This window comes from Streptomyces sp. NPDC003943 (assembly GCF_053605265.1).
Genome location: NZ_JBSGIW010000027.1, coordinates 1 through 25,240 on the forward strand (window position 1 = coordinate 1; position 25,240 = coordinate 25,240).

A 25,240-nucleotide genomic window follows, 5' to 3' on the forward strand; every position below is an offset into this window, starting at 1 on the left:
ATCAGGACGGCGGTCTGCACGGTCATGTGCAGCGAGCCGGTGATCCGGGCGCCGGCCAGCGGCTGCTGCTCGGCGTACTCGCGGCGGATCGCCATGAGCCCCGGCATCTCGTGCTCGGCGAGGGTGATCTCCTTGCGGCCGAACTCCGCCAGACCGATGTCGGCGACCTTGAAGTCGGTGAACTCAGACACGTGCGAGGCTCCTTGAGGCTTGGATCGATCTGTGGATTTCGAGGGCCGCTGTGCTCTTGTTGAGCGTGATGTAGTGCAGGCCCGGCGCGCCCTCGTCGAGCAGCCGCAGCCCCATCCGGGTCGCGTGCTCGACGCCGATGCGGTACGCGGCGGCGGGGTCGTCCTTCGCCGCCTCCAGGCGGTGGGCCAGGTCCTCGGGGAAGGCCGCGTCGGACAGCTCGGCGAAGCGGCGGATCTGCCGGACGTCGGTCGCCGGCATGATCTCCGGGATGATCGGGGTGTCGCAGCCGGCCGCCGCGACCCGGTCGCGCAGCCGCAGATAGTCCTCCGGGTCGAAGAACATCTGGGTGATGGCGTAGTCGGCGCCCGCCCGGCACTTGGCCACGAAGTGCGCGAGGTCGCTCTCGGGGCTCGCGGAGCGCGGGTGGCCCTCAGGGAAGGCCGCAACGCCGATCCGGAAATCCCCCAACGACCTTACGAGCTCGACGAGTTCGTACGCATAGGTGAAGCCGTCCGGGTGTGCGGTCCAGGCGCCGCGCGGGTCGCCCGGCGGGTCGCCGCGCAGCACGAGGACGTCCCGGACGCCGGCGTCCGCGTAGGCGCCGATGATCGCGCGCAGCTCGGCGACCGAGTGGCCGACGGCCGTCAGATGCGCGACGGGCCGCAGGGTGGTCTCGGTGACGATCCGCTTGGTGACGTCGATGGTGCGGTCCCGGGAGGAGCCGCCCGCGCCGTACGTCACGGAGACGAAGTCCGGCGCGAGCGCCTCCACGCGGCGGATCGCGTCCCACAGGGTCTGCTCGCCCTTGTCGGTCTTCGGCGGGAAGAACTCGAACGAGAAGGTCGGATTCACAGGCGTCGGCCTCCCGCGTTGAAGTAGCTGGCCTCGGGGTGGTGGACCACGAAGGCGTCGGTCGACTGCTCGGGGTGCAGCTGGTACTCCTCCGACAGCTCCACGCCGATCCGCTCCGGCCGCAGGAGCTCGGCGATCTTCGCCCGGTCCTCCAGGTCGGGGCAGGCCGGGTAGCCGAGCGAGTAGCGGCAGCCCTGGTACTCGGTGCGCAGCATGCCCTCGATGCCGTCCGGGTCGTTCCCCGCGATGCCCCACTCCTGGCGCACCCGGCCGTGCCAGTACTCGGCCAGCGCCTCGGCCAACTGCACGGACAGACCGTGCAGTTCGAGGTAGTCGCGGTAGGCGTCGGCGGCGAACAGCTTCGCCGTCTCCTCGCCGATCCGGGAGCCGACGGTGACGACCTGCAGGCCGATGACGTCGATCTCGCCGGACTCCTCGGAGCGGAAGAAGTCGGCCAGGCAGAGGCGGCGGCCCCGCTGTTGCCGGGGGAAGGAGAAGCGGGTCCGCTCGCCTCCGTCCTCGTCCAGGACGATCAGGTCGTCGCCCTTGGACACACAGGGGAAGTAGCCGTACACCACGGCCGCTTCGAGGAGGTGGTCCGTCTGGAGCCGGTCCAGCCAGCCGCGCAGCCGCGGCCGGCCCTCCGACTCGACGGTCTCCTTGTCCTTCAGGCCCCACTGGCCCTTGAACAGGGCGCCCTCGTCCAGCCAGCTCGCGTACTCGGCGAGCTGGATGCCCTTGACGACCTTCGTGCCGAGGAACGGCGGTTCCGGTACGACGTTGTCGGCGGCCACGTCGGAACGGCCGGCCGGCTCGGGCTCCCGTACCGCCAGGACGGGGGTGTCCCGCTTCGGCACCCGGCGCTGCTTGAGCTCCGGCAGGGTCGCGCCCGGCACGCCCCGCTTGACCGCCATGAGGGCGTCCATCAGGCGCAGGCCCTCGAAGGCGTCGCGGGCGTAGCGGACCTCGCCCTGGTAGATCTCGTGCAGGTCCTGCTCGACGTACGCCCTGGTCAGGGCCGCGCCGCCGAGGATCACCGGATACCTGGCGGCCAGGCCGCGGCCGTTCAGCTCCTCCAGGTTCTCCTTCATGATCACCGTGGACTTCACCAGCAGACCGGACATGCCGATCACGTCGGCGGCGTGCTCCTCGGCGGCCTCCAGGATCGCCGACACCGGTTGCTTGATGCCGATGTTGACCACGTTGTAGCCGTTGTTGGAGAGGATGATGTCGACGAGGTTCTTGCCGATGTCGTGGACGTCACCGCGCACAGTCGCCAGGACGATCGTGCCCTTGCCGTCGGCATCCGACTTCTCCATGTGGGGTTCGAGGTGGGCCACGGCCGTCTTCATGACCTCGGCGGACTGGAGCACGAACGGCAGCTGCATCTGGCCGGAGCCGAACAGTTCGCCGACCGTCTTCATGCCGTCGAGCAGGATCTCGTTGACGATCTCCAGCGCCGGAGTGGTCTCCAGGGCGGAGTCCAGATCAGCCTCCAGGCCGTTCTTCTCGCCGTCGATGATCCGCCGCTTGAGGCGCTCCTCCAGCGGAAGCGCGAGCAGCTCCTCCGCCTTGCCGGCCTTCAGGGACTTCGCCGTCGCGCCCTCGAAGAGTTCGAGCAGGCGCTGCAGCGGGTCGTAGCCCTCACGGCGCCGGTCGTAGATCAGGTCGAGCGCGACCTGCACCTGCTCCGGCTCCAGGCGCGCGATCGGCAGGATCTTCGACGCGTGCACGATCGCCGAGTCGAGCCCGGCCTTGACGCACTCGTCGAGGAAGACCGAGTTCAGCACGATCCGGGCGGCCGGGTTGAGACCGAAGGAGATGTTCGAGAGGCCCAGGGTGGTCTGGACGTCCGGGTGGCGCCGCTTCAGCTCGCGGATCGCCTCGATGGTGGCGATGCCGTCCTTGCGGGACTCCTCCTGGCCCGTGCAGATGGTGAACGTGAGGGTGTCGATCAGGATGTCCGACTCCCTGATCCCCCAGTTCCCGCTCAGGTCGGCGATCAGCCGCTCGGCGATCGCGACCTTCTTCTCGACCGTGCGGGCCTGCCCCTCCTCGTCGATCGTCAGCGCCATCAGCGCCGCGCCGTGCTCCCGCGCCAGGCCCGCGACCTGTGCGAACCGCGACTCCGGGCCGTCGCCGTCCTCGTAGTTGACCGAGTTGACGACCGCGCGGCCGCCCAGCTTCTCCAGGCCGGCCCGCAGCACCGCCACCTCGGTCGAGTCGAGCACGATCGGCAGCGTCGAGGCCGTCGCGAAGCGCCCCGCGAGCTCCGCCATGTCGGCGACGCCGTCGCGGCCCACGTAGTCCACGCACAGGTCGAGCATGTGCGCGCCCTCGCGGATCTGGTCGCGCGCCATCTCGACGCAGTCGTCCCAGCGGCCCTCCAGCATCGCCTCGCGGAACTTCTTCGAACCGTTGGCGTTCGTCCGCTCGCCGATCGCCAGGTACGAGGTGTCCTGGCGGAACGGCACATGGCTGTAGAGCGACGACGCACCCGGCTCGACGACCGGCGTTCGGCCCCGCACGGCCGCGCCGCGCACCCGCTCCACGATGGCGCGCAGGTGCTCGGGCGTCGTGCCGCAGCAGCCGCCGACCAGCGCGGGGCCGTAGTCCCGTACGAACGCCTCCTGCGCGTCGGCGAGTTCGGCGGGCGACAGCGGGTAGTGCGCGCCGTCCGAGGTCAGCACCGGCAGGCCGGCGTTCGGCATCACCGAGACCGGGATCCGGGCGTGCCGGGACAGATGGCGCAGGTGCTCCGCCATCTCCGCCGGGCCGGTGGCGCAGTTGAGGCCGATCATGTCGATGCCCAGCGGCTCCAGGGCCGTGAGCGCGGCACCGATCTCGGAGCCGAGCAGCATGGTGCCCGTCGTCTCGACGGTCACCTGCACGATCACGGGCAGGTCGAGGCCGAGGAAGTCCAGGGCCCGGCGGGCGCCGATGACGGCCGCCTTCGTCTGGAGCAGGTCCTGCGAGGTCTCGATGAGCAGCGCGTCCGCCCCGCCCCGCAGCAGGCCCTCCGCGTTCTGCTGGAAGGCGTCGCGCAGCGGCTCGTACGTGACGTGCCCGAGGGTCGGCAGCTTGGTGCCCGGTCCCATCGAGCCGAGCACCCAGCGGGGCCGGCCGTCGACGGCCGTGTGGGCGTCGGCGGCGGAGCGGGCGATGCGCGCGCCGGCCTCCGACAGCTCGTACACGCGGTGCTCGATGCCGTACTCGGCGAGCGCCGCCAGGTTGGCGCCGAACGTGTTGGTCTCCACCGCGTCCACGCCCACCGAGAAGTAGGCGTCGTGCACAGAGGCGACGATGTCGGGACGGGTCAGGTTGAGGATCTCGTTGCAGCCCTCCAGACCCGTGAAGTCGTCCATGGTGGGGTCGGCGGCCTGGAGCATGGTGCCCATCGCCCCGTCGGCCACCACGACCCGGGTGGCGAACTCCTCGCGGAGCGAGCGCCTGGCGTGCTTCGTCACGTCAGCCCCATTCATGTCAGGTGCCTCAGATGCGTCATGAGCGTGGCCGTGCAGCCCACCCCGTACGTCGTGCGGATGCGGTCCAGGAGCGTGTCCCGGTGCAGCCGGTACTCCTGCGTGCCCACGTAGTCGAGGACGGTGGCCGCCACCGCGCAGCCCAGCTGGGCCGCGCACTTCTCCGGCACGCCCCAGAGCGTCCCGGCGAGGAAACCGGCCCGGAAGGCGTCACCGACGCCCGTCGGGTCGACCACGCCGGCGACCGGCACCGCCGGCACCGCGAGCGGCGCGCGGTCCTCGCCGCGGATCCGCACCCCGGCCTCGCCGTGGGTGGTGACCCACGTTCCGACGCGGCGCAGCACGTCCGCCTCGGTCCAGCCGGTCTTCTCCTGCAGCAGGGCGGTCTCGTACTCGTTGGTGAACAGGAACCGCGCCCCGTCCACCAGGTCCCGCACCTGCCCGCCGTCGAGCCGCGCCAGCTGCTGCGACGGGTCGGCGGCGAACGGGATCCCGAGCTCGCGGCAGGTGCGGGAGTGCCGCAGCATGGCCTCGGGGTCGTCCGGGGAGACCAGGACGAGTTCCAGACGCCCGGTCCGGGCGACGACGTCCCGCAGGTCGATCTCGCGGGCCTCGCTCATCGCGCCGGCGTAGAACGTGGCGATCTGGTTCTGCGCCCGGTCGGTGGTACAGACGAACCGGGCGGTGTGGAGCGACTCGCTGACGCGCACCGAGTCGGTGTCCACACCGTGGTCCTTGAGCCAGATCCGGTACGGCTCGAAGTCGGCGCCGACCGCGCCCACGAGGACGGGGCGCAGGCCGAGCACACCGAGTCCGAAGGCGATGTTCGCTGCCACTCCGCCGCGCCTGACCTCCAGGTTGTCGGCGAGGAACGACAGGGAGACCTTGTCGAGCCGGTCGGCGATCAACTGCTCGCTGAACCAGCCGGGGAAGGTCATCAGATGGTCGGTCGCGATGGATCCGGTGACAGCGATTCGCATGGATCAGACCCCCGTGACCTCTCGCGCGGCCTTCTTGAGAGCGTCGGCCCGGTCGGTCCTCTCCCAGGTGAACTCCGGCAGCTCCCGGCCGAAGTGCCCGTACGCCGCCGTGGCCGCGTAGATCGGGCGCTTCAGGTCCAGGTCGCGGATGATCGCGGCCGGCCGCAGGTCGAAGACCCGGGACACGGCCTCCTGGATCGTCTCGTCCGGGAGGGTGCCGGTGCCGAAGGTCTCGACGAAGAGACCGACCGGCTCCGCCTTGCCGATCGCGTACGCGACCTGTACCTCGGCGCGGCGGGCGAGCCCGGCGGCGACGATGTTCTTCGCCACCCAGCGCATCGCGTAGGCGGCCGAGCGGTCCACCTTCGACGGGTCCTTGCCGGAGAACGCGCCACCGCCGTGCCGGGCCATGCCGCCGTACGTGTCGATGATGATCTTCCGGCCGGTGAGGCCGGCGTCGCCCATCGGGCCGCCGATCTCGAAGCGCCCGGTCGGGTTGACCAGGAGCCGGTAGCCGTCGGACTCCAGGGTCACGCCCTCCTCGACGAGCTCCTTGAGGACGTGCTCGACGACGTACTCGCGGATGTCGGGGGTGAGCAGGCCCTCGACGGAGATGTCGGCGGCGTGCTGCGAGGAGACGACCACGGTGTCGAGGCGGACCGGCCGGTCGCCGTCGTACTCGATGGTGACCTGGGTCTTGCCGTCGGGCCGCAGGTACGGAACGGTCCCGTTCTTGCGGACCTCCGTCAGCCGGCGCGACAGGCGGTGCGCCAGCGCGATCGGCAGCGGCATCAGCTCGGCCGTGTCGTCACAGGCGTAGCCGAACATCAGGCCCTGGTCGCCGGCGCCCTGGGCCGCCAGCTCGTCCTCCACGCCCTCGACGCGGGCCTCGTGGGCGGTGTCGACACCCTGCGCGATGTCCGGCGACTGGGCGCCGATGGACACCGACACGCCGCAGGAGGCGCCGTCGAAGCCCTTCGCGGAGGAGTCGTAGCCGATGTCGAGCACGGCGTCGCGCACCAGCTGGGCTATCGGCGCGTACGCGGAGGTGGTGACCTCGCCGGCGATGTGCACCTGACCGGTGGTGATCAGGGTCTCGACGGCGACGCGGGAGTGCGGGTCCTGGGCGAGCAGGGCGTCCAGGACGGTGTCGCTGATCCGGTCGGCGATCTTGTCGGGGTGGCCCTCGGTCACGGACTCCGAGGTGAACAGGCGGCGGCTCATGCCTGGACCTCCACCTTGTCGTTCGCGAAGAAGTGCTGCTCGATGGCGCCCAGCGTCCGGATGGAGTCGACCTCCAGGGTCTCCATCTGGATCGAGGTGCCGCTCTCCTGCTCCAGCAGGAAGACGAACTCGACGAAGGACAGCGAGTCGATGAGGCGGTTCTCGATCAGGTCGAGGTCGGCGGCGATGTCGTCGCGCTCGGGGTGACGCTCGAGGATCCAGTTCTTCACCGTCTGCAGGCCGTCGGCCATGATGCTTCTCCTTTTAGATGCTGCTGCTTGCGGAAGGGGTGGGGGCGATGATCGGCGCGGCGACCGCGACCGCGTAGTCCACGTCGTGGCTGATGGACACGGTGATCTCGGAGATGCCGGACTCCTGGGCCATCTCCGCGGCGGGACCGCGCAGCTCCACGAGCGGCCAGCCGCCCTCGGAGCGCCGTACGACGATGTCCGGCCAGGGCAGGAATCTGCCCCTGACCCGTAAGGTCTTGAACGCCGCTTCCTTGGCCGCGATCCGGCCGCACAGGCTCAGGACGTCGAGCCCGCTGGCGGTGCGGCAGTCGTCGAGTTCGCCGGGGGTGAGCATCCGCTCGAAGAACTTCTCGCCGTACTGCGCGAGGAGCCTCCGCACGCGGTTGACGGACACGATGTCCATGCCGAGGTTCGCCCAGCCCAGGCCGCCCGCCGGCGGGGCGACGGGACGGGCCGGCACGTCAGATCACCGGCCCGGCCGCGAGACTCGCATCGGCGCGCATGCGGGCGTTCGCGTCGAGGACCGCCTCGGTGGCGGTCTCCCAGCTGCCGTGGCGGCGGGTGAGCGCCGACAGCCAGCGCTCCAGACCGAAGGCGACACAGCTGGTGAAGGCCGGTCCACCGGTCGACTCCAGGGTGATGTCGCAGCGGTCGCCGAAGAAGTTCCGGTGCGTGTTGACCGAGGCGATCGCCAGGTCCTCGTACAGGAACTCGTGCTTCACCGGCGTGAGCCGCTGGAGCAGCGCCTTCGAACCGCCCTTGTCGAAGAACGGGTCGCAGGCGGCCTCCTTGCGCAGCGGCAGGTCGAGTGCCGCGGCGAAGGCGTGGATGCGGGCGGTGAAGTCCGCGAGGTGGTTCTCGGCGTGGCTCTGCCCGCCGATGGCCACGATCTCCCGCATGCGGAAGCCGAGCTGGCGCCGCATGCCCTCGTAGTGCGTCTCCTTGCGGAAGCACCAGGAGCAGATGGTCACCAGGTGGTCGTCGGCGACCTGGGTGCCCTGGTGGGTCAGGTAGACGGCGTAGCAGGACGCCGAGGGCAGTCCGAGCTCGGCCGGCTGGAGCGCCTCGGTCGGGAAGCGGCCGGTGTCGGTGGAGAAGGGCGCGGTCGCGCGTCGCTCCAGGTCGAGCGGGGCGGCGACGACGGCCTGGTGGGGGAAGTTGTCGTAGTAGTCGAGCCGGGCCAGGTCGGCGGCCGGGAGCAGCGGGGGCATCGTCATGGTGCGGGCGCCCGCGGTCACCCCCCAGCCCTCGAAGGTGTCGTCGAGGAGCCGCAGCAGGCGGGTCCCCTCCGGGCCGAGCGTGGGCAGGCCCCTGGTCGCCCCGGTCGTCCCGGTGCTCGCCCCGACGGTCGCGTTCGCGGGGGTTGTCACGGTCATGGTCGGTTCACCTCTCAGGGTGGGTTCGCGCGCTCAGGACCGGATCTCAGAGGACGGGGAGGCTGTCGTCGGAGAAGATCCCGGTCTTCAGGAAGAAGGAGAGCGGCTTGCGGATCGCCTTGCGCTCGTGGGCACGGCGGCGCTCGTCGGCGATCAGCGAGTTGCGCAGGGCCAGCGGGTCGGCGATGCCGGCGTCCTTGTAGACGTGCGGGTTGTAGAGCGAGTTGATGCTGTAGACGACGTAGCGCTTGAGGTACGCCTCGACCTCGCGGACCCGCTCGGCGGGGACGGCCTCGGTCATGCGCTGGAAGAGCAGCGAGACCAGCTCGCGGCCGAAGGCGATGTGCCGGGACTCGTCCTGGTGGTGGATGCGGTTGACCTCGCGGATGGTGTGACAGAGGTCGGCGTCCTTGGCCATCCGGGAGTTGTAGTGGTCGACCAGCTCCTCGAAGAACAGGATGCGGGTGAAGACCAGGAAGTTCTCGACCTCGGGCTCCCAGGCGGCGTCGGCGCGCATGCCGGTGGAGCCGTAGATCTTGTGGCCGTAGCGCCGGCAGAACTCGGAGAAGAACCACATGTGTTCGTTCTCCTCGCCGATGAAGTGGTGGAAGAAGTCCGAGGGGACCTCGAAGCCGGGCATGTGGATGCGGCCGACGACCTCGATGAGGAGCTCGCGGATGCCGTGCACATTGAGGCTGTAGAAGTTGACGGACTCCCACTTCGACAGGCGCTGAAGCGTTTCCTCGCCGAGGGTGTCGAAGTGCTCGGTGCCGTAGACGGTGAGCAGCTCCGGCGTCATCCAGTACCGGTTCTCCTCCAGGGTCTCGGGCCACTGGAAGGTCTGGTACGGGTTGTAGTAGTCCTCGACGGAGCGCTCGCTGAGGCGCTCCAGGACCTCCATGAACCGGTCGGTGACGGGCAGGGCGGCGGTGCTCATTGCGGTGACTCCTCGCTGGCAGGCGGTGGGGTTACGGACGGACCTCGTAGACCGCGTTCACCGGGGTCTCGGTGGCGCGCCGCCAGCGGGTGAAGCCGGCCTCCTCGGCGATGGCGCGGAACGCCTTCTCGCCGGAGTGGTTGCCGAGGGCGTGCGGGCCGCGCTGGGCGACCGCGACCGGCAGGCACATCACGGCGGACAGGGCCATGAACATGCGGGCGGCGGGCGTCTGCGTGTCGATGTCGGCGGGCGAGACGTTCGACTCGACGAGCATCCAGGTGCCGTCCGCGTCGAGCGACTTGTGCACGTGCTGCGCGGCGGCGACCGGGTCGCCCATGTCGTGCAGGGCGTTGAAGAAGCAGACCAGGTCGTAGCCGGAGCCCGGGTAGTCGTCGGCCGAGGCGACGTCGAAGACGACGCGGTCGGACAGGCCGGCCTCCTCGGCGAGCTGGCGGGCGATGGAGATGGCCTCTTCGGAGTAGTCGAAGCCGTGGACGGTGGCGTTCGGGAACGCCTTCGCGATCAGCAGCGTGGTGTGGCCGACGCCGCAGCCGACGTCCGCGACGGTGCCGCCGGCGTTCAGCTTGTCGGTGACCTGCTCCAGGGCCGGCAGCCAGTCCGGGACGAGCTTGTGCTCGTACGTCGGCTGGAAGAAGGAGCCCATGCCGGTGTCGAGCGCCGCGTCGTGCTCGGCCCAGCCGACGCCGTCGCCGGACTTGTACGCCTCGACGAGCAGGTCCTCGGTGGCGTACAGCGCCTTGAGGGCGGTGAAGAAGCCGGCCGCGAAGGTGACGGCGGTCGGGTCGGCGAGCACCTCGACGTGGTCGGCGGGCAGGGTGTACGTGAGGGAGCTCGGGTGCCGCTCCACGTACCCGGCGGAGAGCTGGGCGTGCAGCCACTCCTCGATGTACCGCTCGTTGGTGCCGGTCTTCTCGGCGAGCTGGCCGGCGGTGAGGGCGCCGTGCTCCGCGAGGGCCTTGTAGAGGCCGAGGCGCTCGCCGAGGGCGACGGTCAGACCGCGCACGGCCGCGCCGGCGTCGGTGATGACCTTCTGGTGGAAGTCGTGGGCGCTCACGCGGCCACCTCCTGCTGGCTGGTGGGGAGGTCACAGGTGAAGAGGAAGGAGCGGGGCACGCGCGGGACGGAGCGCGCCGGGACCGGGTACGGCCAGCGGTCGAAGTGGGCGCCGGGCTCACCCGGCATCTTGACCTCGCGCACGTCCCAGCCGCAGTCGGCGAGCAGCGCCTCGGGCTCCTCGGTGCCGAAGAGCCACGGGTTGCCGTCCTCCGCCAGCGCGTTCATGAAGGAGCGGGCCAGCGGGTTCTCCAGGGCGGCCTTGGAGATGACGTCGCCGAGCAGCACGGAGCCGGGCGCCGCGTGCGCGGCGAGCAGCGAGATCAGGGTCCGGACGGCCTGCTCGGGCAGGAAGAACAGCAGGCCCTCGACGACCCACAGGACGGGCTCGTCGCTCTTCCATCCCGCCTCCTTGAGCGGGCCGGTCCAGTCCTGGGTCAGGTCGACCGGGACGGTGATCCGGGTGCGGCCGGCGGGCGCGGGCTCCTGGGCGAGCATCTCGGCCTTGGCCTCCAGGAGGGCCGGGCGGTCGAGCTCGTAGACGGTGACGCCGTCGGGCCAGGGCAGCCGGAAGAAGCGGGTGTCCATGCCGGCGGCGAGGAAGACGACCTGGCGGATGCCGCGCTCCTCCACCGCCTTGACGATGGCGCGGTCCAGGTAGGTGGTGCGGATGGCGAGGAACGGCACGATGCCGCCCCCGTCGTAGCGCTCGAGCAGTTCGAAGCCGATCTGGTCGGCGACCGTGCGCGCGTACGGATCGGCGAACAGCCGGTCCTCGCGCTCGGTCTCCAGGGCGCGCGCGGCGGCGGTCCACTGGGCGGTGCGGGATACGGCCTCCACAGGAGGTCCCCCTTCGGTGATGGATGGAAAGGTTTCGGACGGCCGTGCTCAGAGCCGTGCCTGGTCAGGCACTCATGGCCACTGCGGGCTCGTTCTCCACGACGCCGGCTTCGGCGCTGGTGGGGGCGCTCCGCTGGGCGGAGCGGCAGCATCCGGACGGGTCCGCGGCCGCGGGCATCGACGACAGACGACCGGCCTCGGATCCGGCGGGACGGCGCCGGAAGATGCTGTGCAGGATCATGCTGAACACGGCCGTCCCGTCGGCGGCCACCAGCGTGCACCGCGGCTTGACGGTGCCGGTGGTGGGGTTGAACGGCGACGGCGTGACGCCAAGGATCTCCACGCGTGCGGTGAGGACGTCCCCGGGGCGCACGGGCCGCAGGTAGCGGACCTCGTCGATGCCGGGCGAGCCCATACAGGCGCTGTAGGCGAGCAGTCCGTCGACGTAGCGGCGCATGAACATCGACTGGGTGTGGAAACCGCTGGCGATCAGCCCGCCGAACTGGGAGTCCTTGGCGAGCTCGGGGTCCGTGTGGAAGGGCTGCGGATCGAAGCGCTTGCCGAACTCCAGCACCTCCTCCGCCGTGACGGTGACGGTGCCCAGCTGGTGGACGTCGCCGGGCCGGAAGTCCTCGAAGTAGCGCATCTCGCGCCCCCCTTGACCTAGGAGTGGTCGTTCCCTGGCATCACCTAATCTACGAATCAGTCATTTATTTTGTCAACCCAAAAGAAGGAGGGAGAGCCGCTTTTCCTGGCTCAAACTCCCGCTAGCCGCGGGCCCGTTCGAGGGCCTGCTCGATGTCGGCCCACAGGTCCTCGGCCGACTCGATCCCGACGGACATCCGGACCAGCCCGGGCGCGATGCCGGCCGCCGCGAGGGCCTCCGCGCCGAGCTCGCGATGGGAGGTGGAGGCGGGGTGGGTGACCAGCGATTCCACGCCACCGAGCGACAGCGCGAGCCGTGCGACCCGCACGCCCTCGATGAACGCCCGGCCCGCCTCCCGACCGCCCGCGAGCTCGAAGGAGAGCAGCCCGCCGCCGGCCGAGAGCACCTTGCGGGCGGTGTCGTACGAGGGGTGGCCGACGAGCCACGGGTAGTGGACCTTCGCTATGTCGTCCCGGGCGGCGAGGCGCTCGGCGAGCACGGCCGCGTTGGCGCAGTGCTCGCGCATCCGCAGCGGCAGCGTCGGTATCCCGCGCAGGGTCAGCCAGGCGGCGAACGGGTCGGCGCAGGCGCCGAGTTCGACCGTACGGGGCCAGACGGACCGGCGCAGGGCGTCGTCGGCGAAGACGGCGGCGCCGCCGAGCACGTCGGAGTGACCGGAGAGGTACTTGGTGGTGGAGTGCACCACTACGTCCGCGCCGAGTTCGAGCGGACGGCACAGGACGGGCGAGGCGAGCGAGTTGTCGACGACGCTGGTCACGCCGGTCCGCCGGGCCGCGGCGAGCAGTCCGGGCAGGTCGGCGACCTGGCCGGTGGGGTTGGCGACGGTCTCCAGGACGAGGAGCCGGGTGGCCGGATGCTGCGCCGCCTGCTCGAACTCGGCCGTGTCGTCGCCGGAGATGTACGTGACGTGGATGCCGTACCGCGCGGCGAGGTCCGACAGGACGCTGAAGGTCCCGCCGTACAGGCACCTCTGCGCCACCACCCGGTCGCCGGGCTTGAGCAGCGCGAGCAGCACCCCGCTGATGGCGCCCATTCCGGACGCGAACGCGATGGCGCCGGCGCCGCCTTCGAGCCCGGTGAGGGTCTGCTCCAGGGCGCGTACGGTCGGGTTGCCGCGCCGGCTGTAGACGTACTGCCCGTCGGGTCCGGCCATGGCCTCGGCGAGTTCGTCGGCGGAGGAGAAGGCGAAGGCGGAGGACTGGACGAGGGGGACGGACAGCGGCCGACTGGCGTCGGGCAGCGGCGGGTTGGAGACATGCACGGCGCGGGTGAAAAGGTCCATGAATTCTTTCCTTCCGAGGCGAAAAGATTTCGCGCGGTAATGGAGGAACCGCAGAGAGCGGGTGGAATGGAAAAGGGGCCGACCGACGTCCAGGGGAGGAACGTCGGGCGGCCCCGTGCGGGCTGCGTGTCAGGCAGCGACCTTGTCGCCCTGCTGCTGCGGGGCGGAGTCGGCGGCGGCGCCGGCGGCGAGCGCCTTGTCGCTCTTCATCACCAGGAGGGTGACGACACCGCCGACGGCGGCGATGATCGCGGCGCCGATGAAGGCGGCCGAGAAGCCGTCGGTCAGCTTCGGCAGGTTGCCGAGCTGGTCGGCGCCCTGCGACATGGCGACCGCGGTGAGCGCGGCGAGACCGAGCGCGGAGCCGACGTTGTAGGTGGTGTTGACGATGCCGGAGGCGAGACCGGCCTGCTCCTGCGGAGCGCCGGACATCGCGGCGATCATGGTCGGGATGTAGGCGAGGGACATGCCGAGCGCGGCGACCAGCGAGGCCGGCAGGACGTCGACCAGGAAGGTGCCGGTGGGCTCGACGGCGGCCAGCCAGACCAGGCCGGCGGCGAGGACGAGCAGCCCGATGCCGATGAGCGGCTTGGCGCCGACCTTGGCCATGAGGCGGGCGGTGATGGCCGTCATGAAGATCATGAGGAGCACGGTCATCGGGAGCAGCGCCGCGCCGGACTCGAAGGCGCCGTAGTGGAGGACCTGCTGGAGGTACAGGTTGAGGAAGTACCACATCGGGATCCAGGCGGCACCGAGCAGCGTCATCGCCAGGTTGGCCGAGCCGAGGCGCGGGACCCGCCACACGCTGAGCGGCATGAGCGGCTCGCGGATGGAGTTCTGGATCACGAAGAAGAGACCGATGAGGACGACGGCGCCGATGAGTTCGAGGACCGTGGCGGTGGCGCCCCAGCCGACCTCGGGGGCACGGACGACGGCGAAGACACCGAGGGCGAGACCGGCGGTGACGGCGACGGCACCGAGGACGTCGACGGAGCCGCGGCGGGACTCGACGTTCGGGAGGAGCTTGGTCGCGGCGAGGGTCGCGAGGCCGATCGGGACGTAGATGACGAAGCACAGCTGCCACCAGGCCCACTCGGTGAACACACCGCCGAGGAACACGCCCGCGGTACCGCCGGCCGGGGCCGCGGCGCCGTAGAGGGCCATCGCCTTGCCGAGCTCACGCGGGTCGTGCATGAAGAGCATCATCAGCAGCGTCATGGCGGACGGCGCGATGAGCGCACCGCCGACGCCCTGCACGGCGCGGCCGGCGATCTCGACCCAGGCGGTCTGCGCGGCGGCGGCGACGATCGATCCGGCGATCATGATCGCCCAGCCGGAGACGAAGATCTTGCGGGCGCCGACGAGGTCGGAGAGCCGGCCGCCGAGGAGCAGCAGACCGCCGAAGACGATCACGTAGGCGTTGAAGATCCACTGGAGCTCGCTCTGCGAGAAGCCCAGGTCCTTCTGCATCTCGGGGAGCGCGACTCCAATGATGGAGGTGTCCATGATGACCATGAACTGGGCGGCGGCGAGCACGGCAAGTGCCCACCAGCGCCGGGGGTTGACGGTTGACATCTGCCCTGCCCTTCGATCGCGACGACATACCCCTGGGGGGTACCTGCGTGGAGCACCGTAGCATACCCATGGGGGGTATGTAAGAGTGAGATGAAGGCACGCTTCCGTGGACGTCGTACGGCGTCGGAACGGGGCCGGAGCGGCAGAATGCGCCCATGACCACTGAGCCGACGACCGAGCCGACCACGCCACAGGAGCAGGAGCTCCTGGCCCGCTGGACCTCGACCCTGCTGGCGGCCCGGTCGGGCCGCGAGGGCCCGGACCCGCTCCCGTACGGCCGGAACCTGCTGTCCCGCTGGAACGAGCCGCAGCGCCGCTACCACACCGCCGAGCACCTGCGCGCGGTCCTCGACCGCATCGACGAACTGGCCGACCAGGGCGGCGAGGGCGGGGAGTTGGAGCTCGTCCGCCTCGCCGCCTGGTTCCACGACGCGGTCTACCGCCCCGACCGCTCCGAGAACGAGGAACGCTCCGCCGCCCTGGCCGAAAAGGCCCTCACCGAGGCGGGCCTCACCCCGCACGAGGTCACCGAGGTCGCCCGCCTCGTCCGCCTCACCACCACCCACGACCCGTCCCCCGGCGACCTCAACGGCGAGGCGCTGTGCGACGCGGACCTGGCGATCCTGGCCTCCGACCCGGATACCTACAGGGGGTATACGTCAGCGGTCCGCGAGGAATACGCCTTCGTCCCCGAAGACGCCTTCCGCGAGGGCCGCGCCGCCGTCCTGCGTCATCTCCTCGCGCTGCCGAGGCTGTTCCGCACGCCGTACGGGGCGGCGGTGTGGGAGGAGCGGGCGCGGACCAACATGGAGCGGGAACTGGGGGAACTGGGCAGCTGACGGGCCGGCGGCGCGGGGCCCGGTGCTGCCGCCTACTGCCCCACGCGCCCGTCCACGCACTCGCGCAGCAGGTCCGCGTGGCCGCAGTGGCGGGCGTACTCGTCGATGCGGTGGACGTGGAGCTCGCGGACCGCGATGCCGTCCTTGCCGACCCGCTCACCCAGGTCGGCGAAGGCGGCCAGGGCGGCGTCGGTCTCGGCCTGTTCGCGTTCCAGGTCGCGGAAGGCGGCCTCGACCACGGCCGGGTCCGCCACGGCGCCGTCGAAGTCGGCGTCCCGCGCGCCGTACAGCTTCGACGGCCGCTCGCCGTCGGCGCTGATCCAGCCGCGCCAGCCGCGCTCGACCTCGGCGAGGTGGCGTACGAGGCCGAGCAGCGACATCGTCGACGGCGGCACGGAACGGCGGGCGAGCTGCTCCGCGTCGAGGCCCTCGCACTTCATGCGCAGGGTCAGGCGGTAGTTCGTCAGGCAGTCGAGGAGCGTGCCGAGCTCGCCGTCCGGGCTGGGGCCGTCACTGTTGCGGGGGTCGTCGTCGGGGTCCGCCCACATGTCGGGGTAGACGGTCGCCTGGGTCCAGCGGGTGGTGTCATCGGTCGTCATGGGTCGCATGCTCACCCCAACGGCCGCCGCACGCCACCGAGTTATCGGTGCGCCACCTCACGGCCGCCGTCCCGGATCGCGAGATGTTCGCCGTGAGAGGAATGACAGGTACGAACCCCGGGTTGCCCATGTCATGCCGTCGTCACCTGTCACCCCCGCCTCCCCCACCCGCATGCCCCTGGCCGTCTACATCCTCGGCCTCTCCGTCTTCGCGCTCGGCACGAGCGAGTTCATGCTGTCCGGCCTCCTGCCGCCCATCGCCGACGACATGAACGTCTCCATCCCCCGCGCCGGACTGCTCATCTCCGCCTTCGCCATCGGCATGGTCGTCGGCGCCCCGCTGCTCGCCGCCGCGACCCTGCGGCTGCCGCGCAAGACCACCCTGGTCGCGCTGATCAGCGTCTTCGGCCTGGGCCAGGTCGCGGGCGCGCTCGCGCCGAACTACGCCGTGCTGTTCGCGTCCCGCGTGGTGAGCGCCCTGGCGTGCGCCGGGTTCTGGGCGGTCGGGGCCGCCGTCGCCATCGCGATGGTGCCGGTCGGGGCGCGGGCGCGGGCCATGGCCGTGATGATCGGCGGCCTCTCCATAGCCAACGTCCTCGGCGTGCCCGCCGGCGCCTTCCTCGGCGAGCACCTCGGCTGGCGCTCCGCGTTCTGGGCCGTCGCCGCCGCCTCGGCGATCGCGCTCGTCGGCGTGCTCACCCGGATCCCGCACATCCCGCTGCCCGAGCGGCGCCCCCGCCTCAAGGGCGAGCTGGTCATCTACCGCGACCGGCAGGTGCTGCTCTCCGTCCTGACCACCGCGCTCGCCGCGGGCGGCGTCTTCTGCGCCTTCTCCTACCTCGCGCCGCTGCTCACCGACGTCGCCGGCCTCGACGCGGGCTGGGTCTCCGGCGTGCTCGCGCTCTTCGGCATCGGCGCGCTCATCGGTACGTACATCGGCGGCCGGGTCGCCGACGCCCACCTCTTCGGCGTCCTCCTCAGCGGCATCACCGCCTCCACCGTCATCCTGGTGGCCCTCGCCCTACTGGCCTCCAGCCCCGTCGCCACGGTCGTCCTGACCTTCCTGCTCGGCGTCTCGGCCTTCTACACGGCCCCCGCCCTCAACGCCCGCATGTTCAACGTGGCCGGCGCCGCCCCCACCCTCGCCGGCGCCACCACCACCGCCGCCTTCAACCTCGGCAACACCGGCGGCCCCTGGCTCGGCGGCACCGTCATCGACGCGGACCTCGGCTACGCCTCCCCGGCCTGGGCGGGCGCCGCGATGACCCTGCTCGGCCTGGCCGCGGTCACGGTGTCGCTGCGGCTCACCCGGGGGTCGGTCAGCCAGGTCGTGGCCAGGAGCGACGTACGTACGGCGGCCGTCGCCGACCTGTCCGACCGGTAGGCCGTCAGAGCGCCGGCCGGCCCTTCGGCCGGCGCAGACCCGCCTCCGTGAGGCGGCGCAGCAGTTCCTTCGAGCCGACCTCGACCGCGCCCGCCGCCACGGCGGAGGCGTAGTGGTCGGACGGGACGTCGTAGTGGTCGCGCTCGAAGGCGCGGGGCGGACAGCCGATGGCGGCCGCGAAGGCGTGCAGCTCCTCGAAGGAGACGTCGCTGACCAGGTGCGACCACATGCGGCCGTGACCCGGCCAGGTGGGCGGGTCGATGTAGAGGGTCACGGCCGCGCTCCCGTCCCGTACGCCCGGGTCACGTCGGCCCGGCCCGTCCCGTACGCCCGGGTCACGTCAGACCGCCGACCGGGGCGACCACCACTCCCTGTTTGCCGCAGACCCAGTGCGGGTCGGGGCCCATCTCCGGCTCGACGTCGAGGGCGTGCGGGTCGCCCGAGGAGCAGACCGGGCAGAGGGGCCAGCGGCCGTACCGTTCGAGCAGGGCGTCCTGGACGTCCTGGGCGACGAGGCCGGCGACGAAGCCCCGCCCCTCGGGCCACTGCTCGACCCACCAGCGACGGTGCGCGACGGCGTCCTCCACCATCGAGACGACCTCGGCCATGGCGACATCGCGGGCCACCAGGTCGGCGAGAACCAGAGCGCGGGCGGCATGAAGAGACTGCTCCACGGGGTCGATGTCGTCCATGTTCATATTGTCGCCCTTCTTGACGGCCTCTCCGGCCGAAAATATCTTTCAATTGTGACCCATGATGTGAAGGAAAGTTTCATCGGCGCCCTCGGGCCCGGGCCCGCACCGGCCCCGCGCGCGCCCGCCCCGCCCGCGCCCGCCGCCCTCGCGGCCAAGGTGCGGACCCTCGCCCCCTCCATGACCCGCTCCATGCAGCGGGTCGCCGAGGCCGTCGCCGGCGACCCGGCCGGCTGCGCCGCCCTCACGGTCACCGGCCTCGCCGAGCTCACCGGCACCAGCGAGGCGACCGTCGTGCGCACCGCCCGCCTCCTCGGCTACCCGGGCTACCGCGACCTGCGGCTCGCCCTCGCCGGCCTCGCCGCCCAGCAGCAGTCCGGCCGGGCGCCCTCCGTCACCGCCGACATCGCCGTCGACGATCCCGTCGCCGACGTGGTCGCCAAGCTCGCGTACGACGAGCAGCAGACCCTCGCCGACACCGCGGCCGGGCTCGACACCGTGCAGCTCGGCGCCGCCGTCGCCGCCCTCGCCACCGCCCGCCGCGTCGACATCTACGGCGTCGGCGCCTCCGGCCTGGTCGCCCAGGACCTCGGCCAGAAGCTGCTCCGCATCGGCCTGATCGCGCACGCCCACAGCGACCCGCACCTCGCCGTCACCAACGCCGTGCAACTCCGCTCCGGCGACGTCGCCATCGCCATCACCCACTCCGGCTCGACCGGCGACGTCATAGAACCGCTGCGCGTGGCCTTCGACCACGGCGCCACCACCGTCGCCATCACGGGCCGCCCGGACGGACCGGTCGCGCAGTACGCCGACCACGTGCTGACCACCTCCACCGCCCGCGAGAGCGAGCTGCGCCCGGCGGCCATGTCGTCCCGCACCAGCCAACTCCTGGTCGTCGACTGCCTGTTCACCTGCGTCACACAGCGCACGTACGAGACGGCGGCCCCGGCCCTCGCGGCCTCGTACGAAGCCCTGGCCCACCGCCACGCCCCTCGCCACCGCTGACGGCCGACCGCTCGGCTCTCCTCCGGCCGCCGACCGCTCATCCGAAAGCCGAACGCGACCGCCGACGCTGACCGCTCGCCGCCGAAAGCCGAACGCCGAACGCTCGTCTCTGAACGCCGACCGCCGAAAGCCGAACGCTCGCCTCCGAACGCCGAACGCCGAACGCCGACCGCCGACGCCGACCGCCGAAAAGAGCCACCCGTGTCCGCCACGTACTCCGAACTGCGCGCCCAGCTCGCCACCCTCGCCACCGAGGCGTACCGGCCCGAGCTCGCCGAGATCGACCGGCTGCCCACCGCCGAGATCGCCGCGCTCATGAACCAGGAGGACCAGACCGTCCCCGCCGCCGTGGCCGAGCAGCTCCCCGCCATCGCCGCCGCCATCGACGCGACGGCCGAACGGATGGCCCGCGGCGGCCGGCTCGTCTACATGGGCGCCGGTACGGCCGGCCGGCTCGGCGTCCTGGACGCCAGCGAGTGCCCGCCCACCTTCAACACCGACCCGTCCGAGGTCGTCGGCCGCATCGCGGGCGGCCCCGCCGCCATGGTGGAGGCCGTCGAGGGCGCCGAGGACTCGGCGCAGCTCGCCGCCGCCGACCTGGCCGCGCTCGGGCTCACCGCCGCCGACACCGTGGTCGGCATCTCCGCATCCGGCCGCACCCCGTACGCCATCGGCGCCGTCGAACACGCCCGCGCGCTCGGCGCGCTCACCATCGGCCTGTCCTGCAACGCGGACAGCGCGCTCGCCGCGGCCGCCGAGCACGGCATCGAGGTCGTCACGGGCCCCGAACTCCTCACCGGCTCGACCCGGCTGAAGGCCGGCACGGCCCAGAAGCTCGTCCTCAACATGATCTCGACGATCACCATGATCCGGCTCGGCAAGACATACGGAAACCTGATGGTCGACGTTCGCGCCTCCAACGACAAGCTGCAGGCCCGCTCGCGCCGGATCGTGGCGCTCGCCACGGGCGCGCCGGACGAGCAGATCGAGTCCGCCCTCGCCGCCGCCGACGGGGAGGCGAAGACCGCGATCCTGATGATCCTCGCCGACGTCGACGCCAAGACCGCCGAGCGGCGGCTGGCGAACTCCCGCGGCCACCTGCGCGCGGCGCTGCACGCCACGGAGCCCACGCCGTGACACTCGGGGAGTGAGCACAGACGACAAGAACCGCGCCATCGCCGCCGCGATCCTCCCCCTCGTCGGCGGGCCCGCGAACATCGGCTCCGTGGCCCACTGCATGACCCGGCTCCGGCTGGGTCTGCGGGACCGCTCGCTCGTCCAGGACGAGGCACTGAAGGCACTGCCGGCCGTGCTCGGGGTGGTGGAGGACGACACGTACCAGATCGTCCTCGGTCCTGGCACGGTCGCCCGCGTGGCTCCCGAGTTCGAGACGCTGGCAGCGGAGGGCCCGAAGACCCTCGCCGAACGGGGCGCGGCCATCAGAGACGCCCGTAAGGCGAGGAACGCCACCCCCTTCAAGCAGCTCCTGCGCCGCATCGCGGACGTCTTCGTCCCGCTGATCCCCGCCCTCATCGGCTGCGGCATCATCGCCGGTCTCAACGGCCTGCTGGTCAACCTCGGATGGCTGCCCGGCGTCACCCCGGCGCTCGCCGCCGTCGCCAGCGGCTTCATGGCCCTGATCGCGGTCTTCGTCGGCTACAACACGGCCAAGGAGTTCGGCGGTACGCCCGTCCTCGGCGGCGCGGTCGCCTCCGTCATCGTCTTCGCGGGCGTCGGCAGGGTCGAGGTCTTCGGCCGGGCCCTGTCCCCCGGCCAGGGCGGTGTCCTCGGCGCGCTGGGCGCGGCGGTCCTCGCCGTGTACGTGGAGAGGTGGTGCCGCCGCCGGGTGCCGGAGTCCCTGGACGTCCTGGTCACCCCGACCCTCACCGTGCTCGTCTCCGGCCTGGTCACCGTCTTCGGCCTGATGTTCGTGGCCGGCGAGGTCTCCCGGGCGATCGGCGACTTCGCGAACTGGCTGCTCGCGCACGCGGGCGCCGGCGCCGGCTTCGTCCTCGGCGGCCTCTTCCTCCCGCTCGTGATGCTCGGCCTGCACCAGGCCCTCATCCCCATCCACACCACCCTCATCGAGCAGCAGGGCTACACCGCCCTCCTCCCGATCCTCGCGATGGCGGGCGCGGGCCAGGTCGGCGCGGCCATGGCCGTCTACCTCCGGCTCCCCCACAACCGCTCACTGCGCCGCACCATCAGGTCCGCCCTCCCGGCCGGCCTCCTCGGCGTAGGCGAACCCCTCATCTACGGCGTCTCCCTCCCCCTCGGCCGCCCCTTCGTCACCGCCTGCGTCGGCGGCGCGTTCGGCGGCGGCTTCGTCGGCCTCTTCAGCATGCTCGGCGACAAGGTCGGCTCCACCGCCATCGGCCCCTCCGGCTGGGCCCTCTTCCCGCTCCTCGACGGCGACAGGGGCCTCGGCACGACGCTCGCGATCTACGCGGGCGGGCTGCTCGTCGGATACGTGGCGGGCTTCCTGGCCACCTACTTCTTCGGGCTGAGCAAGGAGCTGATCGAGGAGTTCGACGTGGACACGGAGGCGGATGCGGAGTCGCCGGCCCCCCGCGCGGGCGCTGCAGCCGGCCCGTCCCCGGAGGCCCGGCCCGAGCCCGCCGAGGCCTGGCGGCGCGAGCTCTAGCGGCAGGTCACATCGGCGGCCGGCCGCTCCCCCGTCAGCAGGAAGCGGGTGACCGTCGCGTCGCCGCACGCGTTGCCGTTGCTCAGGTACATGCCGTGGCCGCCGTGGTCGACGGAGACGAGGCGGGCGCGGGCGCCGAGGGCCTCGCGCATCTTCAGGCCGGCGAAGTGCGGGGTGGAGGGGTCGCGCAGGCCCTGGATCATGAGGATGTTGGAGGGGCCGGCGTCGGTGATGCGGGTGGGCTTCTCGACGGGGCCGCCCTTCCAGAAGGCGCAGGGCGTGACGTTGACGGGCATGCCGGCGGTCAGCGGGTGGGCGACGCGGTCGGCGGCGACGGCGCGCTCGTACGAGGGGACGGACCGGGGCCACTTCACGTCGTTGCAGATGACGCCGACGGTGATGGTCGCGTCCGCGTCGGGCATCGGGCCGGCCAGCGCGCCCGGCAGGACGGGCGTCTCGCCGTCGGTGCGGGCCTGGGCGATCAGCCGGGCGACGGACGGGAACTGGGAGTCGGAGTAGAGGGCCATCTGCAGGGCCTGCCGCAGCATGTTGCCGGTGAGCGGCACCCCGGGCGTGGTCGTCCGCTTGGGCGCGCGGTCGAGGCGGGCGGCGAGGTCGAGGAAGAGCGGGCGGACGTCCTCGGGGCGTTCGGCGAGGCGCAGGCCCTCGGCGGCGCGGTCCGGGTGGGACGCCCAGGCCGCGAAGTCGGGGAAGCGGATGTCGGCGGCGGCCGCCATGTCACGCAGCCAGCCACGGGCGACGTACTTCGGGTTCGGGTCGGCGCTGCTGTCGAGGACGATCCGGTCGGTGCGCCGCGGGAACTTCTGGGCGTACTGCGCGGTGACGTACGTGCCGTACGAGGTGCCCCACACCGAGACCTTCTCCTCGCCGAGGACCTCCCGCAGCCGGTCCATGTCGCGGACCTCGTTGGCGGTGGTGAGGCCGCGCAGCTCCGGGCCGCCGTTGCGGGCGCAGGCTTCGGCGACACGGCGGGCGCGGGCGACGTTCTCCTCGATCGAGCCGTCAGCGGTGGGCCAGGCGCGCAGGGTCGTGAGGTGGCGGTCCGCCTCGTCGATCCCGCAGTCCGCCTTCGAACTGCCGCCGACGCCCCGCGGATCGAACGCCACCAGGTCGTACGCCTCGCCCAGCGCGCCCTTGAGCCGCTTGCCCCGCGATCCGAGCAGCTGCACCCCGGAGCTGCCGGGGCCGCCGGGCACGACGAGGAGGGTGCCGCGGCGGGCGGCGGGGTCGGCGCTGCGGATGCGGGAGACGGCGAGGGAGACCTGGCGGCCGTCGGGATCGGCGTAGTCGAGGGGGACGGAGAGGGTCGCGCACTCCTGGTTGAGGTCGGCGGCGCCGCACGGGGTCCAGGCGAGGGCTGAGGTCTCGGCCGCGGCCTCGGTCGCGGCGGCTGCCGGGGTCGCGGGGACGGTCAGGGTGGCGGCGGTCAGGGCGGCTGCGGCGAGGGCGAATCCTGCGTAAGTCTTCATGCTCACAGCCTTGTTGATCTGGTGTCAGCTACCCATCCGGCAGGCATGCGGGTACGGGGTGGGGCTAGCCCCCCGGTTGCCCCGTCCGCCCCTCCGGGAGATCATCCCGGGATGCCAACCACCACCCAGACGCACCCTCACGCCTCCGCCGCCGGCACCTGGACCCTCGGCGACCTCACCGTCAACCGTGTCGGCTTCGGCACGATGCGCCTGCCGCAGACCGGCGAAGCGCTCGTCGAGCACGCCGTCCCGAGGGACCGCGACCAGGCGATCACCGTGCTGCGCAAGGCGGTCGAGCTGGGCGTCAACCACCTCGACACCGCCGCCTTCTACTTCTCCTCCCTCCGCTCCGCCAACGAGCTCATCAACAGCGCCCTCGCCTCCCCCGCCGGCCGCTACCCCGACGGCCTCGTCATCACCACCAAGGTCGGCCCCGCCCGTGACGCCTCCGGCGCCTGGGCCGAGCACGCCCGCACCCCGCGGGCGCTGCGCGCCCAGGTCGAGGAGAACCTGCGCCAGCTCGGCCGCGACCACCTGGACGTCGTCAACCTCCGGGTCCTCGGCACCGATTCGATCGCCGAGCGCTTCGGCGCGCTCGCCGAACTCCGCGAGGCCGGCCTCATCCGCCACCTCGGCCTCTCCAACATCGTCCCGGCGCACCTGGAGGAGGCGCTGCGGATCGCGCCCGTCGTCTGCGTGCAGAACATGTACGGGATCGGGGTCCGCCCGGAGTACGCCGACTTCGTGCGCGACTGCGGCGAGCAGGGCATCGCGTTCGTCCCCTTCTACGCGATCGCCGCGGCCGGACGGGAGAACGGAGCCACGGCCGCCGAGCCCGAGGAGATCCTGACCGTCGCCCGCGCGCACGACGCGAGCCCGGCGCAGATCCGCCTCGCCTGGACCCTCCACCAGGGCCCCCACCTCCTCGCCATCCCGGGCACGGGCGACCCCGCCCACCTCGCGGCCAACGTGGCAGCGGGCTCGATCGCGCTGACCGCCGACGAGCTGGCCCTGCTCGACGCCGCGCACCGGCGGGCCGCTGCCTAGACTCCGACCATGACCGACGCCACGACCGACACCACGACCGACGCAGCCACCGACGCCACGACCGATGCCGCGACCAGCGGCATCGCCGCCGACCTCGCCCCCACCGGGACCCTGCGCGCCTCCATCAACCTGGGCAACCCGGTCCTCGCCCAGGGCACCCCGGATGCCCCGTCCGGCATCACGGTGGACCTGGCGCGCGAGATCGGCGCGCGCCTCGGCCTGCCCGTGGAGCTGCTCTGCTTCGACGCGGCGCGCAAGTCGTACGAGGCGATGGCGTCGGGCGAGGCCGACCTGTGCTTCCTCGCGGTCGAGCCGGCCCGCGAGGCGGAGGTGGCGTTCACGGCGCCGTACGTCGTCATCGAGGGCGTGTACGCCGTCCCGCGCGACTCCGCGCTCCGCACGCCGGCGGACGTGGACGCGCCGGGCGTGCGGATCGGGGTGAAGGCGGGCTCGGCGTACGACCTCTTCCTCACCCGCACCCTGCGGCACGCGGAGCTCGTACGGGGCGAGGAGGGCGTCGACACCTTCGCGGAGCGGAAGCTGGAGGCGGGCGCGGGGATCCGGCAGCCGATGGCGGCGTACGCGGCGGCGCACCCGGAGGTGCGGCTGCTCGACGAGCGGTTCATGGAGATCCGCCAGGCGGTCGGGACGACGGTCGGGCGCTCGGCGGAGACGGTGGCGTTCCTGCGGGCGACGGTGGAGGAGCTGAAGGCGAACGGTTTCGTGGCGGAGTCGCTGCGCCGGGCGGGCCAGGACCCGAAGCTGGTGGCGCGCCCGGCGGACCTGCCGGCCTGAGCCGGACCGG

General features: G+C 71.9%; 25 protein-coding genes. 7 read left to right on the forward strand and 18 right to left on the reverse strand.

The features are described from left to right. The 14 genes from ACWEV0_RS14010 to ACWEV0_RS14075 all read right to left on the reverse strand — a co-directional run. Window positions 1-191, reverse strand: a 191-nt coding sequence (locus tag ACWEV0_RS14010) for an adenosylhomocysteinase (protein ID WP_453149427.1), incomplete at its 3' end; no start/stop codon positions are given. Then, on the reverse strand, window positions 184-1,044 hold the full coding sequence (metF, locus tag ACWEV0_RS14015) for a methylenetetrahydrofolate reductase [NAD(P)H] (protein ID WP_453149428.1): 861 nt from the start codon (window positions 1,042-1,044) through the stop codon (window positions 184-186). The genes ACWEV0_RS14010 and metF, both read right to left, overlap by 8 nt. Beyond that, complete coding sequence (metH, locus tag ACWEV0_RS14020) at window positions 1,041-4,511, reverse strand: methionine synthase (RefSeq protein WP_453149430.1); 3,471 nt, start codon at window positions 4,509-4,511, stop codon at window positions 1,041-1,043. The genes metF and metH overlap by 4 nt, the downstream gene beginning before the upstream one ends. 11 nt (window positions 4,512-4,522) lie before the next feature. Continuing rightward, window positions 4,523-5,506: a carbohydrate kinase family protein gene (locus tag ACWEV0_RS14025; RefSeq protein ID WP_453149432.1), complete on the reverse strand. Its 984-nt coding sequence runs from the start codon at window positions 5,504-5,506 to the stop codon at window positions 4,523-4,525. A 3-nt stretch (window positions 5,507-5,509) separates the two neighbouring features. Next, window positions 5,510-6,730, reverse strand: coding sequence for a methionine adenosyltransferase (gene metK, locus ACWEV0_RS14030; RefSeq protein ID WP_453149434.1), 1,221 nt, complete (start codon window positions 6,728-6,730; stop codon window positions 5,510-5,512). Further along, window positions 6,727-6,981, reverse strand: coding sequence for a phosphopantetheine-binding protein (locus tag ACWEV0_RS14035; RefSeq protein WP_403799652.1), 255 nt, complete (start codon window positions 6,979-6,981; stop codon window positions 6,727-6,729). Before ACWEV0_RS14035 ends, metK begins: the two co-directional genes overlap by 4 nt. A gap of 13 nt (window positions 6,982-6,994) precedes the next feature. After that, on the reverse strand, window positions 6,995-7,441 hold the full coding sequence (acpS, locus tag ACWEV0_RS14040; protein WP_453149436.1) for a holo-ACP synthase: 447 nt from the start codon (window positions 7,439-7,441) through the stop codon (window positions 6,995-6,997). 1 nt (window position 7,442) lies between these two features. Continuing rightward, window positions 7,443-8,357 carry a hypothetical protein gene (locus ACWEV0_RS14045; protein WP_453149438.1) on the reverse strand — a complete coding sequence of 305 codons (915 nt, stop codon included), beginning with the start codon at window positions 8,355-8,357 and terminating at the stop codon, window positions 7,443-7,445. Window positions 8,358-8,403: 46 nt separating this feature from the next. Further along, window positions 8,404-9,294, reverse strand: coding sequence for a diiron oxygenase (locus ACWEV0_RS14050; protein WP_453149440.1), 891 nt, complete (start codon window positions 9,292-9,294; stop codon window positions 8,404-8,406). Window positions 9,295-9,325: 31 nt separating this feature from the next. Beyond that, complete coding sequence (locus tag ACWEV0_RS14055; protein WP_453149442.1) at window positions 9,326-10,369, reverse strand: class I SAM-dependent methyltransferase; 1,044 nt, start codon at window positions 10,367-10,369, stop codon at window positions 9,326-9,328. Further along, a complete protein-coding gene (locus tag ACWEV0_RS14060; RefSeq protein ID WP_453149443.1) occupies window positions 10,366-11,208 on the reverse strand; it encodes a class I SAM-dependent methyltransferase in 843 nt (280 codons plus the stop codon). The genes ACWEV0_RS14055 and ACWEV0_RS14060 overlap by 4 nt, the downstream gene beginning before the upstream one ends. A gap of 64 nt (window positions 11,209-11,272) precedes the next feature. Next, window positions 11,273-11,854 (reverse strand): MaoC family dehydratase, encoded by a 582-nt coding sequence (locus ACWEV0_RS14065; protein WP_453149445.1) that lies wholly within the window; start codon window positions 11,852-11,854, stop codon window positions 11,273-11,275. A 121-nt stretch (window positions 11,855-11,975) separates the two neighbouring features. Further along, window positions 11,976-13,157 carry a trans-sulfuration enzyme family protein gene (locus ACWEV0_RS14070; protein WP_453149447.1) on the reverse strand — a complete coding sequence of 394 codons (1,182 nt, stop codon included), beginning with the start codon at window positions 13,155-13,157 and terminating at the stop codon, window positions 11,976-11,978. A gap of 129 nt (window positions 13,158-13,286) precedes the next feature. Beyond that, entirely contained in the window at window positions 13,287-14,732 is a 1,446-nt protein-coding gene (locus tag ACWEV0_RS14075) for an MFS transporter (protein WP_453149449.1), read from the reverse strand. A 155-nt stretch (window positions 14,733-14,887) separates the two neighbouring features. Here ACWEV0_RS14075 and ACWEV0_RS14080 point away from each other — a divergent pair, with 155 nt between their 5' ends. Further along, the gene (locus tag ACWEV0_RS14080) at window positions 14,888-15,571 is read left to right on the forward strand and encodes an HD domain-containing protein (RefSeq protein ID WP_453149451.1); all 684 of its coding nucleotides are present in this window, start codon (window positions 14,888-14,890) and stop codon (window positions 15,569-15,571) included. 32 nt (window positions 15,572-15,603) lie between these two features. Here the strand turns inward: ACWEV0_RS14080 and ACWEV0_RS14085 are convergent, their stop codons facing one another. Further along, the gene (locus tag ACWEV0_RS14085) at window positions 15,604-16,179 is read right to left on the reverse strand and encodes a DinB family protein (RefSeq protein ID WP_453149452.1); all 576 of its coding nucleotides are present in this window, start codon (window positions 16,177-16,179) and stop codon (window positions 15,604-15,606) included. Window positions 16,180-16,342: 163 nt separating this feature from the next. On the opposite strand from ACWEV0_RS14085, the gene ACWEV0_RS14090 reads away from it, so the two are divergent. Then, window positions 16,343-17,554, forward strand: coding sequence for a Cmx/CmrA family chloramphenicol efflux MFS transporter (locus tag ACWEV0_RS14090; RefSeq protein WP_453149555.1), 1,212 nt, complete (start codon window positions 16,343-16,345; stop codon window positions 17,552-17,554). 4 nt (window positions 17,555-17,558) lie between these two features. Here the strand turns inward: ACWEV0_RS14090 and ACWEV0_RS14095 are convergent, their stop codons facing one another. Beyond that, on the reverse strand, window positions 17,559-17,828 hold the full coding sequence (locus ACWEV0_RS14095; RefSeq protein ID WP_453149454.1) for a DUF4031 domain-containing protein: 270 nt from the start codon (window positions 17,826-17,828) through the stop codon (window positions 17,559-17,561). Between the two features lie 61 nt (window positions 17,829-17,889). Continuing rightward, on the reverse strand, window positions 17,890-18,246 hold the full coding sequence (locus tag ACWEV0_RS14100; RefSeq protein WP_453149456.1) for a hypothetical protein: 357 nt from the start codon (window positions 18,244-18,246) through the stop codon (window positions 17,890-17,892). Between the two features lie 54 nt (window positions 18,247-18,300). Between ACWEV0_RS14100 and ACWEV0_RS14105 the strand changes: the two genes are divergently transcribed. The 3 genes from ACWEV0_RS14105 to ACWEV0_RS14115 all read left to right on the forward strand — a co-directional run bounded on the left by ACWEV0_RS14105 (window position 18,301) and on the right by ACWEV0_RS14115 (window position 21,898). Further along, window positions 18,301-19,254, forward strand: coding sequence for a MurR/RpiR family transcriptional regulator (locus ACWEV0_RS14105; RefSeq protein ID WP_453149458.1), 954 nt, complete (start codon window positions 18,301-18,303; stop codon window positions 19,252-19,254). 201 nt (window positions 19,255-19,455) lie between these two features. Further along, complete coding sequence (gene murQ / locus ACWEV0_RS14110; protein WP_453149460.1) at window positions 19,456-20,391, forward strand: N-acetylmuramic acid 6-phosphate etherase; 936 nt, start codon at window positions 19,456-19,458, stop codon at window positions 20,389-20,391. Window positions 20,392-20,401: 10 nt separating this feature from the next. After that, complete coding sequence (locus tag ACWEV0_RS14115; protein WP_453149462.1) at window positions 20,402-21,898, forward strand: PTS transporter subunit EIIC; 1,497 nt, start codon at window positions 20,402-20,404, stop codon at window positions 21,896-21,898. Here the strand turns inward: ACWEV0_RS14115 and ACWEV0_RS14120 are convergent. Then, on the reverse strand, window positions 21,895-23,388 hold the full coding sequence (locus ACWEV0_RS14120) for an alpha/beta hydrolase (RefSeq protein ID WP_453149464.1): 1,494 nt from the start codon (window positions 23,386-23,388) through the stop codon (window positions 21,895-21,897). The two genes, ACWEV0_RS14115 and ACWEV0_RS14120, sit on opposite strands and share 4 nt — an antisense overlap. Window positions 23,389-23,499: 111 nt before the next feature. Here ACWEV0_RS14120 and ACWEV0_RS14125 point away from each other — a divergent pair, with 111 nt between their 5' ends. Both ACWEV0_RS14125 and ACWEV0_RS14130 read left to right on the forward strand, forming a co-directional pair. Further along, window positions 23,500-24,435, forward strand: coding sequence for an aldo/keto reductase (locus ACWEV0_RS14125; protein WP_453149466.1), 936 nt, complete (start codon window positions 23,500-23,502; stop codon window positions 24,433-24,435). A 9-nt stretch (window positions 24,436-24,444) separates the two neighbouring features. Beyond that, window positions 24,445-25,230, forward strand: coding sequence for a transporter substrate-binding domain-containing protein (locus tag ACWEV0_RS14130; RefSeq protein WP_453149468.1), 786 nt, complete (start codon window positions 24,445-24,447; stop codon window positions 25,228-25,230). Window positions 25,231-25,240 lie beyond the last annotated feature (10 nt).